The sequence below is a fragment of the Pseudomonas sp. St29 genome (assembly GCF_001547915.1).
Lineage (GTDB): Bacteria > Pseudomonadota > Gammaproteobacteria > Pseudomonadales > Pseudomonadaceae > Aquipseudomonas.
In genome coordinates this window covers 914345-926306 of record NZ_AP014628.1, presented here as the reverse complement: position 1 = coordinate 926306, position 11962 = coordinate 914345, and the positions used below count along the sequence as shown (strand labels likewise).

11 protein-coding genes, 1 other RNA gene and 1 pseudogene are annotated in these 11962 nt (G+C 62.7%); 4 read left to right on the top strand and 9 right to left on the bottom strand.

Annotation, left to right across the window (positions count from 1 at the left end):
• Nucleotides 1-208: 208 nt before the first annotated feature.
• The 4 genes and pseudogenes from PST29_RS04125 (at nt 209) to PST29_RS04115 (ending at nt 2050) form a co-directional block, all read left to right on the top strand.
• Nucleotides 209-496 (top strand): hypothetical protein, encoded by a 288-nt coding sequence (locus tag PST29_RS04125; RefSeq protein WP_016967212.1) that lies wholly within the window; start codon nt 209-211, stop codon nt 494-496.
• Between the two features lie 87 nt (nt 497-583).
• Nucleotides 584-977, top strand: a transfer-messenger RNA (tmRNA) gene (gene ssrA, locus PST29_RS04120).
• 145 nt (nt 978-1122) lie between these two features.
• Nucleotides 1123-1275: pseudogene (locus PST29_RS30695) on the top strand (M48 metallopeptidase family protein); the annotation flags it as partial.
• Between the two features lie 397 nt (nt 1276-1672).
• Nucleotides 1673-2050: a hypothetical protein gene (locus PST29_RS04115; protein ID WP_060842451.1), complete on the top strand. Its 378-nt coding sequence runs from the start codon at nt 1673-1675 to the stop codon at nt 2048-2050.
• A 59-nt stretch (nt 2051-2109) separates the two neighbouring features.
• On the opposite strand, the gene PST29_RS04110 is transcribed toward PST29_RS04115, so the two are convergent.
• From PST29_RS04110 to PST29_RS04070, 9 genes are all read right to left on the bottom strand, one after another.
• Entirely contained in the window at nt 2110-2292 is a 183-nt protein-coding gene (locus PST29_RS04110; RefSeq protein WP_060842450.1) for a hypothetical protein, read from the bottom strand.
• A 30-nt stretch (nt 2293-2322) separates the two neighbouring features.
• Nucleotides 2323-3489 carry an O-antigen ligase family protein gene (locus PST29_RS04105; RefSeq protein WP_108544887.1) on the bottom strand — a complete coding sequence of 389 codons (1167 nt, stop codon included), beginning with the start codon at nt 3487-3489 and terminating at the stop codon, nt 2323-2325.
• A gap of 65 nt (nt 3490-3554) precedes the next feature.
• Nucleotides 3555-4337, bottom strand: a complete 783-nt coding sequence (locus PST29_RS04100; RefSeq protein ID WP_082729171.1) for a WecB/TagA/CpsF family glycosyltransferase — start codon at nt 4335-4337, stop codon at nt 3555-3557.
• Complete coding sequence (locus tag PST29_RS04095; protein ID WP_060842448.1) at nt 4318-5610, bottom strand: hypothetical protein; 1293 nt, start codon at nt 5608-5610, stop codon at nt 4318-4320. Before PST29_RS04095 ends, PST29_RS04100 begins: the two co-directional genes overlap by 20 nt.
• A complete protein-coding gene (locus tag PST29_RS04090) occupies nt 5607-6608 on the bottom strand; it encodes a class I SAM-dependent methyltransferase (protein WP_060842447.1) in 1002 nt (333 codons plus the stop codon). Before PST29_RS04090 ends, PST29_RS04095 begins: the two co-directional genes overlap by 4 nt.
• Complete coding sequence (gene asnB / locus PST29_RS04085) at nt 6601-8442, bottom strand: asparagine synthase (glutamine-hydrolyzing) (protein ID WP_060842446.1); 1842 nt, start codon at nt 8440-8442, stop codon at nt 6601-6603. The genes PST29_RS04090 and asnB overlap by 8 nt, the downstream gene beginning before the upstream one ends.
• 15 nt (nt 8443-8457) lie before the next feature.
• Nucleotides 8458-9756 carry a hypothetical protein gene (locus PST29_RS04080; protein WP_146189179.1) on the bottom strand — a complete coding sequence of 433 codons (1299 nt, stop codon included), beginning with the start codon at nt 9754-9756 and terminating at the stop codon, nt 8458-8460.
• Nucleotides 9757-9854: 98 nt separating this feature from the next.
• On the bottom strand, nt 9855-10781 hold the full coding sequence (locus tag PST29_RS04075; RefSeq protein ID WP_060842444.1) for an NAD-dependent epimerase/dehydratase family protein: 927 nt from the start codon (nt 10779-10781) through the stop codon (nt 9855-9857).
• On the bottom strand, nt 10781-11866 hold the full coding sequence (locus PST29_RS04070; protein WP_129405366.1) for a hypothetical protein: 1086 nt from the start codon (nt 11864-11866) through the stop codon (nt 10781-10783). The genes PST29_RS04075 and PST29_RS04070 overlap by 1 nt, the downstream gene beginning before the upstream one ends.
• Nucleotides 11867-11962: the final 96 nt, after the last annotated feature.

Here is an 11962-nt window from a genome sequence, read left to right as displayed (position 1 = left end):
TAAGGGGCGATACACAAGGGGCGGTTTCGCCCCTTTTTTGTACCTGCTCGAACGCGATAAGGGCGGCAGCGTTTCATCGCAAAAAAAACCGAACCCCGGCACCCGGCCAGGGTCCACTTTCCAGGCCCGCACAAAAAGGGCTTCGCCCCACTCGGCCGCCTGTCCTGTTGACCGGCAGCACCGAGCCCCTGCAATCAAGGAGATCACCATGAAGCGTTCCGCACTGGCTGGACTGTTCATTACCGCCGCGATGCTGGCCTCCCCGGTGTTTGCCGCCGGGCAAGAGGACCTGTGCCAGATCAACCTGCAAAAGATCAGAGACGCCAAGGTCAGCACCGAGGCCATGAGCTCGGACCTGAGCAGCGACATCGACGCCACGGTGCAGCAAGCCACCGCCGAGCACGCCAAAGGCACCGAGCAAGGCACCAAGAACTGCATCTCCCTGACCACCCAAGCGCTCCAGCGCTTGCAGAACAACACCAAGGGCGATCAGTAGGCCGATGCATTGGCCAACCTTCGGGTTGGCCTTCTGCGCTCGGTTAGCGTAGAATCCGTCCACCTGTTGGTAATGCACAACAGGTTCGGGGCCGTTTAGGATTCGACGCCGGTTGCGAAACTTTAGGTGCATGCCGAGTTGGTAACAGAACTCGTAAATCCACTGTTGCAACTTCCTATAGTTGCCAATGACGAAACCTACGGGGATTACGCTCTCGCTGCGTAAGCAGCCTTAGCCCTTCCCCCCTGGTACCTTCGGGTCCAGCAATCATCAGGGGATGTCTGTAAACCCAAAATGATTGTCATATAGAACAGAATCGCCGTGCAGTACGTTGTGGACGAAGCGGCTAAAACTTACACAACTCGCCCAAAGCACCCTGCCCGTCGGGTCGCTGAGGGTTAACTCAATAGACACGGCTAAGCATGTAGGACCGACAGCGGAGTACTGGCGGACGGGGGTTCAAATCCCCCCGGCTCCACCAAATGAAGCAGTACAAAAAAGGCACTTGGCGATTATCGCAAGTGCCTTTTTTGTGCCTGACTGGCTGGTTTTGCTCACCTATGCCAGCTTAATGACGGCCTGCTGAGCACAGCTCAACAGCTGTGCGGATACTCGAGTGAGCCTTCGTACCCAAGCACATTGCCAAGTATGTGGTTGTGCACCTGCACGAGCCGCACCACACACCTGAGTTCTGGCTACGCCTCGAGCGCGTCATGCCAGACTACGCACAGCGAAAGACCTGGTTGGCGGAACATGGGATCGAAGTTGAAGGGGTGTGAAGCTCTTCCTCTGACAGGGAGATGCTTGAGGCTAAAAAACCGAAACGCCAGCCAACTTGGACCGCGCCTTCGTTCCCCCAAAGCAGCGTTAAGTCTCTTTCTATTGTGCGAACTTTCCTAGAAACTCCTAGCCGCTTGCGCCTACCCCCTCACCCTGGCTAGCCTCGATCCGTCACTGCACATTCAGTGACCGGGTTTAGCAGCCCGGAATCGATTAGGCGCACAGCGCCGCCATCTACGTGGCGTTTTTTAGGCTCCGTTTTATGGCGGCCGTGCGCAGGGCACCTTCGGGTGCGCCGGGTTCCTAATCGACCGGTACTGCTAACCTGCGAACGGCCGCCACCCTATCGTTTAGCAGCGACGGTGAAGGTTCCTACCATCGATTAGGAGTTGCACCATGAAAAAGCTCGTGCCCGATCCGCCTCTCACTGCTGCCCATCGCGGCAGAAACCCTGAACACGATCTGGCCAATCAGCAGATCCGGCAGAAGCTGTCACTTCAGCCTGCCGATGCCTCTCTGATCCAGTCACTGAAGCAAACCATCAGTACCCCAGTAAGTCGCGACTCTCTGTTCTCGGTACGCGGCGGCATCACCGCCGAAGAAGCCCTACTCCACGTCTCCCTGCTGCTAAAAAGCGCCGAAGAAGTCTCCGATGAAATCACCGAGCGCGGCAGCGGTATCGAGCGCGGTCTGATCTGGTCCCTGGTGCACTCGGTGGAGATGGCCCGGGCCGTGGTGGATGCCTTGCTCGATGGCAGTCGCCATAGGCCCTAGCTGAAGTAGCAGGACTAGCAAAAGCACAGCGCGGCAGCACGACCTGCCGCGCTGTCTCCTCAAACAAACCGCCCCGCCCTGAGCGCCTTCAAAAAGGTGTAAGACGCACGGTTCAAGGTCTCTCCCGGATCGGTGGTCACGCTCACCGAGCGCACGATGCGCTGGCTTTCCAGGCGCAGGAAGTTCAGTGGGTCGCCCGCTGTGGAGCGGCTCAGCAGTTCCAATAGCAGGGTCACGCCCATGCGCGTGACCGGCAACCTCGGTTTTAATCGCTACTGGGTCGTGGACGGCTCGACCAGTGGCCGCAGCCCCACGATCAACCCAATCGGCAACCACAGCACAACCCAATAAGGATTGGGCCGAGTGAACACGCTCGAGATATCCGAGACCATCGCCACCAGGGCGAACACCAAAGTCGCCAGGGCCACACGCGCAGCAGGATCGGCACGCAAGCGCCACGCCTTGAGGAGCGCGGTACCGAGCAACAGCACGAACAAGACAAAGCCGACGATCCCGTACTCGAACCACAGTTGCAAATACAGACTGTGGGCGTGATACACGATATCGCCCCAGGGATAGCGATAGACCAAGTTGACTCCGGCACCCTTGCCTAGGGCCCAGAACTCGGACAAATGGGCCAGCCAGTTCAGCCAGATCGGACCTCGCTGGCTGGCACCCAGAAACCATTCGTGCTCAACCCGCGACCAGAACACCGCCATCATCAGCAGTATCAACAGTGCACCGATCAGCAGCAGGACACGAGCACGCCGTTGCGGGCTGAGCACCAACAGGGTCAAGCTGCCCGCCAGGGTCGAGAACCAGGCACCACGCGAGAAGGTCAACAGCACATACATCAACAAGCCTGCCAGACCGACCAGTACAGGCAACCAGGCCCAGGCCTTGAGTTCACGCTCCACCAGGACGCTGAGCAGCAGAACGGCGAAAATCCCGTAGTAAAGGCCAGCCGGGATGGGGTATGAGAAATCCGCGAAACCATGCCAGCCCAACTCTTGCAGCCGACCGGTGCTTCTGAGTACCTCGTAGGCCAGCGGCTTATCCAGAACAACGAACTGAACGATCAGTGTCAGCCAGGCAAAACAGCAGGCGAGCAGCACCGCGAGAGCCAGGGGAATTTCGATCACGCCTTTGCGCACCAGCTGGCCGACCACGAACACATAGAGCAAGATCAGCAGCGCCACCTTCAGCAAATAGCCCGGCGCCTTCCAGGAATCGTCAAAGCAGCTCCGTAGCACCACCCAGCCCAGCAGGGCCAGCAGTATCAGCGCGCTGGGTTGGCGCCACCAGGAGAGCGCAAAACGTTCGGCAATAAGCAGAATCAGCGCCGGTACGAACAGCAACAGGTAAACCTGTGTGGCCTGGCGACTGCCGTCGTTATTGAACAGAAACCCGCTCAGTTGCACGAACAGGCCCAGGGCCAACAAAGCCTGGCCGGGTCGGGACAGCAAAATCCGCAAGGGTTCATAAGACATGACTGCTCCTGCTTTCAGCACTGGGCTCTGACCTTGGCCCGCGTCGCAAGCCTTATACGGGTAACGACCAGCAACAGTAAGTAGAGGCTGTTACTACGCACGTAGCGCCAGAGCAGGCGACGAGGTTCGAGCAACAAGCGAAACAACCACTCCATGGCAATCCTCTGAACCCAGCGCGGCGCTCGAGGTAACTGGCCGGAGAGCACGTCGAACGAGCCGCCGACCCCCATGCCTACCCGGACGCCCAAGTTCGGCCAGTGGGTGTGCAGCAGCAATTCCTTTTTGGGTGAGCTGATGCCGACAAACAGGATATCCGCACCGCTGGCGCGGACATCTTGAATTACTTTCGCCTCTTCGCCGGCCGTGAAGTAACCGTTGCGCAGGCCGGCAATGCGCAGGCCGGGATAACGGGCCTGCAAACGCTCTGCCGTCAACTCAACCACCTCCTGGCGGGCTCCGAGCAGGTACACCGAAGCACCGGTCGCGGCCGCCATTTCACACAGCAGGCCCATCAGGTCGATACCCGCGCAGCGCGGTGGCGTCTTGATTCCCAGCGCCTTGAGTCCCAGAGAAATACCCGCACCATCGATATGGACACGCTCCGCCTCATGCAGCGCCTGCATCAGGAACGGGGTAGCGCGCGCGTCGACCAGCTTGGCGACATTGAGCCCTTCCAGGCGCAGTCGACAGCCATCCGTGAGAGCGTGCCGGGCCTGTTCGATCATCTCCTGCGGGCTGAGCAGGTCCAGAGGACAACCCAGAAACTCAATGCGGCGGCTATCCGGAGTGCTGTTCATCGATGATGGGCTCAGTTTGGTAGCGAGTGGACGAGGTGCTGCGTAGCGTGGCTCCGCAAAGCAGCCAGAAGGCGCCCGTGCCGGAGACGGTGAGCAGGTGCTCGGAGCTGATCAAGGTGGTGGACAGGCCCAGCGTCAACCAGAACATCGCCAGCAGCATCGGCTCAGGGTGCCTACGATAACGGTTCAACAAGGCCAGGGCCATGTTCAGGTAGAACCAGAGAAACAGCAGGGCGGCAGGCAGGCCGAGCTGGAACGCAATGCTGAAGATTGCCCCTTCGCCACCGCCGATCAGCGTCTGTTGCTGCTGGGCCGCCTGCGCGCCCTGGGCGCCGAGGCCGGCACCCAGCAACAGCACCTTGGGCAGATCCAGCAGGTTTTTCTGCAACGCCTGCCAGTGGCCGATGGTTGAGCCATCCAGAAAATTGATGCTCATCTGCACGATGCCATAGGAGAACATCGCAATCCCCCCGCAGACGCCAGCGGCCACCAACCAGCGTATGGCGCGGTAACGGAACAGCGAGGTACCCGTGGCCAGGTAACCGATCAGGGCCAGGCTGCCGGCGAGCATGGCGCCGCGCGTTCCCGACATCCAGATTCCCACGAACAGCAAACCACTGAGCAGCAGGCTGAGATAGCCAGCACGTCGCTCCGACCAGGCGATGGCAGCCACAGCCACGACTGCCAGGAACATGCCCTGCGCCAGGGGGGACGCCAGCAGGCCCGCCGCCCGCCGTTGCAGGTCGACGCCGCCGTAGAAGTTCCATGGCAAGCCGCTTTCCCAATCGGCGCCCAACACCATGCCCTTGATATCGCGCATATAACGCGGATAACCAATGGTCTCGGTCCAAAACGTTGTGTGCTGCTGCTCCCAGGCGCCAAACACTGTGCTGGCAATGCCCAGCAGCACCAGCAAGGCGACGCAGCTGCGCAACTGTTCAGGGCGGCGCACGCAGTAGAAACCCAGCAGAAAAAACAGCACGGGAATCATCAGCGTGCCGTAGGAGCCCAGCAAGATGCTCGGCGTCATGCTTGCCCTGTTGACCAGCAGGTAGCACAGCGCCAGGGCGCTGTAGGCCACCAGCGGCAGCAACAGGCGGCTTGGCAGACGGGTGCTGAGTAGACAGCACGCGGCGAGCACCACCACCAAAACGTCACGCAGGTTGCGCAGCAACCCCACGCCTGGCCAGGCACCGTCGCCATACAGCCAGGCGCTGACCAGATCCCCCAGGTGCACCCAGAGGATGATCAGCAACACGATCCTGAACCTCATCGCCGCACCTGCTCTGCACAGTGACGGCGATGCTGGCGCCAGCGCTGCCACTCGCCTAGCAAGCCCGCCCCCAGCACACGCATGGCCATGGCTTTGAGCAGCGCCTTGATCCGGTCCCGGTACCCCCAGCCGACCCGTGAGATCCACTGATCGACAGCGTCCACCTGCTGTTGCGCTGCCGGCGCCACAGGCTGGCTGACCGGCGTCGTCGGGCGCAGCGCCTCCAGCCACAGCGTCCCCTCCAGCGCACCGACCGGATGGGCGCCGCAGTACAACACCTGCAGACCGGCCGCTTCGGCCAGGCGCCGCAGGCTGTCGGCACAGAAGTAACTCAGGTGCGCCGGATGGACGAACAGCCGAGTCTGCCAGTCGCTCATCAGGTCTGGCACCTCCAGCCACAGGCGGCCCCCGTCCCGCAGTCTTTGCGCGGCGTGCTCAAGAAAACCGCGTGGGTCGATCAGGTGTTCGAGTACATGGAAGGCCACCACTGCATCCAGGCTCTGTTCCGGCAGGGTTGCCAGGCTCTCGACAAAGCGCACCGATGCCTGCCCGAGCAAGGCCTGGCGTTGCGCGGTGTCCGGCTCGCTGGCGCTCAGTTGCAGATCGGGCCGTTGCTGCGCGGCCTGCCCGAGAAAGGCACCGAAACCTGCGCCCATTTCGAACAGTTGCCCTTGCGGCGGCAGGTTCGCGTCAATCAGGGCAAACCGTTTGCGCGCCACGTCGGCATCGCCACGCCAGGCAAAAAAACGCACCGTGCTGCGCCAAGGTATTTCGGCAGGAAACAGGCGGCGATACGGGCCGCTATAAAAACGCAGCAGCCCGGCTGCACTGAAACCGGGGGCCAGATACACCGTGGCGCAATAGCCACAACGCATGAGGGCCTGCCCGGAGTGGGCATAGACCTCCGGCCAGAAGTAGCGCTGTGCGGCGCTGCTGCCACACACACGGCACTGACCGGCATCCGCCGCCAGGCCCCAGTCGTGGAACCGTTCAGGCATAGATGCTCCGGTACCAGAGCGCGACTGACAGTGCCAGCCACAGGGTGCTGTGACATTGCGGCCTGGCCAGGTGCCGGCGCAGTGCGCTCAGGTCGACAAAGTCGTTCAGTTGCGCAGGCAGATCCTCCAGCAGCTCACGCCAGGGCAACTGCGCCACCAGGAACTGTTCGGCATGGCCGAATCCGGTACTTTTCGGCGTGGTCACCAGCCGATCCGGCAACACCCCCTTGAACGCATCGCGCAGCAGGGACTTGGAGAGACCGGCCCCTATCCGCTCCAGGGCCGGCGTACGGAACGCCCGCTCGACCAGGCGATGGTCCATGAATGGGCTACGCAGTTCGATGCCGGCACTCATGCTGTTGCGATCAGCCATACGCAGTGCCATGGGCAACAGATTATCCAGTTGGTCCTCGCGCATGCGCTGCTCCAGGGGACTGGACATCCGCTGGCGTATCAGCGCCAGGCGCTGCTGCTGAGACTCCCACAACCCGGCGCTCATCACCCCGACACTCGGACGATGACGACGCAATAGCGGCCCTATCAGCGCTGGTGGCAGGTCCCAGACCAGGCGGTTGAACAGCAAGCTGACAGGAAAGGTACGCAGCCTCAAGCGCTGGACCACCTGCATCAGGTGCCCGGACCAGAGCGCATCTCGGGCCGCCACCGAGTGATAACGGGCCGAATAGCCGCCGAACAGCTCATCGGCCCCTTCGCCGGAGAGCACCACCTTGAATCCCTGTTCGGCGATGGCCCGGTAAGTCCTGAAACTGGCCAGCACCGAGGGCGTACTGAAGGGCTCGCCCTGTACCGAGATCAGGTTCATCAGCTCGTCCGCCGATGGGATGGGGGTAAAGCGCAGCACGTGGTGCCGGTCGTCATGGCCACCTTCGGCCATGAACAACGCGGCCCGTGCCGACTCATCGAACCCGCGCTGCTGGGCATCGCGGTAGCCGTAGGTGAACGCCGCGTCGAGCCGCTGCCGGGGCTGCTGGCTGGCGTTGAGCGCCACCCGGGTGATGATGGAGCTGTCCAGACCGCCGGACAGCAGGCTGGCCACCGGCACATCCGCCTGCAGACGCAGGTGCACCGCGTCCTCCACCAGTCCCCGCAGTTCTAGGCTGGACAGCGGCTCGGCACTGCCGGGTGCGGGCCATTGGTGATAAGGAGCCTGACTGAATCGGCCGGTCCGGCTCATGCGCCCGACCACGCCAGGTGGGACGGCCCGCACCCCCTGGAAAAAGGTGGCCGAACCCTGTTCGGAAAAACCCGTGATCAGGAAGTCGAACAACTTTTCAGGATTCGGGGCCGGATAACCGCCAAGCATCTGGGCAATGGCGCCGATTTCACTGGCCAGCACCATCTGCTGACCGTCGTGATGCAGATACAGGGGTTTTACCCCCAGCCGGTCACGGCTATACACCAGGCCGCCACTGGGCGCATCCCAGATCACCACGGCCCACATGCCGTTGCAGCGGGAGAAAAGCCCCTCGCCCCAGACACGCCAGCCGTGCAGCAGCACCTCGGTATCACCATCGGTCACGAAGACACAGCCAAGCGTACGCAGCTCATTACGCAGCTCGACAAAGTTGTAGATGGCACCGTTGAACACCAGCGCCGTGCCAGTGATCGGGCATCGCATGGGCTGCTCGGCGGCGCGGCTGGTATCGAGGATAGCCAGGCGGCGGTGCCCGAGCAGTGTCGGTGGCGCCGTCTCGACCATCAGCAGGCCCTCGGCATCGGGGCCACGACGGGCCAGGCTGGCCAATGCCCGGCTGGCCCGTTGCTGCAGGTCGGCTGCCGCGCTCAGGGCGCGTACGGCGATCAGCCCGCACATGACCGGTACTCCTGCCTATTCATCCATCACCCCTGTGCAACGTGGTTCGATATAGCAAGGACGCCGGCCCAGCAAACCGATCATGGCCGGGACTGCCAGCATGATGGCCAGGCCGGTGGCCCAGCTCGTTTGCGCCGCCGCGCAGGTTGCCAACGCCCCCGCCAAGGCGAGCATGCCCCAACGCCCAGGGCGCAGCCTGAGCATGACCAGCAATACGCTCATCACCAACAACATACCCACGACCCTGGCCCACAACACGGACGCTGGCGCGTCGCTCCAGGCGGCCATGAGCTGCAGCACCGCACTGGCACCTAGCCCCAGAAGGAACGGCCGCACAAACTGCCCTTCGCGACGCTCGCCAATAAGCAGCAGCACGAGAAAACCGCTGGAGGCGGACAGGCCCCAGGCCAACACCACCAGCCCTGCCAACGCCAGCCACTGACGCGACTCGATCGGCAGTTCCAGGCTTTGCGCCAGTGTGCCCAGCAACAGCATGTTGGCGGTCGCCCAAGCCAGCAACGAAGCCACCGCCACGATCCGCTGGCGACCACCCGCGCTGCTGGCCTGGCCCAGCAACAGGCGGGATAACTGGCCCTGTACGCCAGAAAGGCCACTCAAGACATGGTTCAGCAGCAGAAAGACCGGCATGAACCCTGGTACCAGGGGCGCCAGCAGAAAAGGCGTGAGCCGGTCATGCAAGGTGCCGGACACGCTTAATGCACACAGGTGCAGCGCCGCCCTCAACTGGCCTTTGCCCAATAACGGCAACCACAACAGCCGCTGACCGCTCATGGCGAAATTGACGATGGCCTGGGTGAGATACCCCAGGCTTACCGCCAGCCCTGCGCTGGCAGCCGCTGACAGGGGCAGGCTGACGCTGACCGGCCACCACAGCAGCAACCCGGCCGGCCAGGCGATCTGCGCCGCCATCAGCCCGCGCAGACGCTGGCCGGCCGCGATCAGCGGGGCGGAAAAATTGAACAGCGCAAACAGGCTGGCGGGGGCGGCGCTGAACAGGTACTGCCGCCCGGCCTGGTCATCGCTGTAGAACACCCAGCCAGTCAAGGCAAGGCCCATCAACACCAGGGTCGCGAGCAACCGCTGCCCGAGCGCGCAACGCCAGGTCACCAGCCAGTGGCTGGCATGGCGGTCTTCTCGCAGGAACAACGAGGCGTAGCCCAGGTCGGCCAGGAAGATCAGGGTCAGCAACAGCAGGTGCGCCAGGCCGACCACTGCGTAGGTGGTCGCCCCCAGCGACTTCAAGAGAACGATCTGGAACGTCAGGTTGGCCAGTTGACCGATAGCGAAGGTCACGGCCGCCAGCACAAACGATTGGCTGAGGGACCCGCCGTTAGCTGCGAGCCCCTGTCGCTCTGGAGAAACGGACGAGCGTGGTCGCGTCGGACCCACGCTTACCGCACCTGGTCCGGAAACACGACCAGGCGCAGGGCCTCGGCAAACGCCAGGCGGGGCTGCCAGCCCAGTAACTGCAGGGTACGGCGGGGATCGCCCAACTGACTGGGGCGGTCGACCCGCCGTTGCCGGGCCGGGTCAACTTCCACCTTGACCTGCACGCCGACGATGTCTCCGAGTTGCTGCACCAGTTGTTCCACCGAGTGCTCCACCCCGGAGCACAGATTGAACACGTCAAATGGCACATCTGTACGCGGGTCGTGCAGCATGGCGATCAGGCCGCGGGCGATGTCATCGGCATGCAGGTAGTCGCGCCTGGGCGTCAGGTTGCCCAGGCGTATGCAGCCATCGCTCGATTGGCGCAATTGCTTGAGCACATCGGGGATCAGATGGGCGTTAGGGTCATCATGGCCCACCGCGTTGAAAATCCGCGCCACCCGACCGATTCGCCCGCCGCGTCCGCTCCAGAACTGCAATTGCTGCTCGTTGCAGTGCTTGGACAATGCATAGTTGTCACAGGCTGCCAAGGGGCTGGACAGCTCCGACAGCGGCCCTTCCTGCCAAGCGTAGACCGCGCCGCTCGAGGCAATCACCACGCGGTCTACCTGCGCCGCCTCAGCCGCAGCCAGCAGCCTTTCGGTACCCACCACGTTGACGTCCAGGCAATGGGCGCGCTGATTCTCGCAGGTGGGAATGTGGTGCACCGCCGCCAGATGCAGGATGGCATCGGGGCGCCAGGATGCCAGCAACTCGGCCAGTCCCTGGGCATCGCGAAGATCACCCTGGACCGTCCAACTGGCCTCGGGCGGCATCGCAAGGCCGCTGGAGAGATTATCCAACACCGCCACTTCACCGCCGGCAGCACGCCACTGCCGAACGACACGGCGCCCCAACATGCCGGCGCCGCCGGTCACCAACAGGCGCATCACGGCCTTGGCTCCACAATCAGCCTGCTGCGGATCGGGCGTGGCAGCCACAACAGCACATCGCGCCCTTTATGCAGCGCCACGTACAGCGCAAGCACAATGGACAACGCCACGAACACCAGCACGAAGGCCGCGACGCCCATTATCAACGGGTTGCGCAGCGGTACCGGCGCCGTGGAAATCGCCGAGCGCGTCTTGATACCGATGGCTTGCTGCCGGGACTCGGCCTGGGTGAGTTTGAGGTTGATGTCCTCGGCTGCTTCCCGAGCGCTGGCGTCCAGTTGTGCCGCGTTGGCAAGCAACTTTTCGCGGTTGCTCTTGAGCTTGTCGAGAATGACCTGTCCCGAGGTTGCGTTGCGGATCGTTTCGTCCATGCCAGCCAGCAGGCGCTCGGTCCAGTCGAGCTTGTCCAGTTCACGCTGGGCCGCTCGCGCCTTGGCCTGCAGTTCGGAAACCGTGCTTTCCAGAGCCACGATCTGCGGCAAGGGCGACAGGTATTTGCCACCACCATCGCTGACCGAAAACAGGGTGCTGGTTTCCAGATGGCGCAGATCAGGGTAGCGCTCCAGCAACTGGCGCATGTCGGCGATGCGCTGGCGGTTCTGTTCAATCTCGAACTCGGCCTTGAGCACATCCAGCTTGAGTTGCGGACGATGATCGAGGGCCGCCTGGCTGGTCCTCACCAAGTCGATCAGGCTATTGGCCAGAAAGGCTTCGCGTACTTGCCGGGCAAGGGTATTGATGGTCAGGTTGGCCTGTTCCTCGTCGGACACCCGCAGGGCGAACTCCAAGCCAAGCCCCGTGCTGCTCTGGATTTGCGCGACAGGAATATCCCGGGCGTCGTCCCGATTGAGGGAGGAGCGATAGCGCACGCTCTGGATCCAGTACTGGGGATTGAGCGCGCGGTTGCGCAACTGCAGGTGTCCAGGGCCGACTTCTTGCCGGTCGTCGCCGAAGGCGTGATCGACCCAGCGTTTGTCCCAGAGAAACGACTGCGCCTGCCGCCATTCTTCAAGCGTTACCTTCGGCACTTCGAGCAGCGCGGACACGCTATACAGCGGGCGACTGGCTACCCAGGCAGCCACAGTACACGCCGCCAGCAGCGCCAAGAGCAGCAGCAAGCGGCCAAACCGCTGATAGAACTGCAGGGCTCGCAGCGCCAGCTCCGCCAGCGAAATTTC

Coding starts and splice junctions, on each gene's coding strand:
- PST29_RS04125 (WP_016967212.1), top strand. CDS start 209: ATGAAGCGTTCCGCACTGGCTGGACTGTTCATTACCGCCGCGATGCTG.
- PST29_RS04115 (WP_060842451.1), top strand. CDS start 1,673: ATGAAAAAGCTCGTGCCCGATCCGCCTCTCACTGCTGCCCATCGCGGC.
- PST29_RS04110 (WP_060842450.1), bottom strand. CDS start 2,292: ATGGGCGTGACCCTGCTATTGGAACTGCTGAGCCGCTCCACAGCGGGC.
- PST29_RS04100 (WP_082729171.1), bottom strand. CDS start 4,337: ATGAACAGCACTCCGGATAGCCGCCGCATTGAGTTTCTGGGTTGTCCT.
- PST29_RS04095 (WP_060842448.1), bottom strand. CDS start 5,610: ATGAGGTTCAGGATCGTGTTGCTGATCATCCTCTGGGTGCACCTGGGG.
- PST29_RS04090 (WP_060842447.1), bottom strand. CDS start 6,608: ATGCCTGAACGGTTCCACGACTGGGGCCTGGCGGCGGATGCCGGTCAG.
- asnB (WP_060842446.1), bottom strand. CDS start 8,442: ATGTGCGGGCTGATCGCCGTACGCGCCCTGAGCGCGGCAGCCGACCTG.
- PST29_RS04075 (WP_060842444.1), bottom strand. CDS start 10,781: ATGCGCCTGTTGGTGACCGGCGGCGCCGGCATGTTGGGGCGCCGTGTC.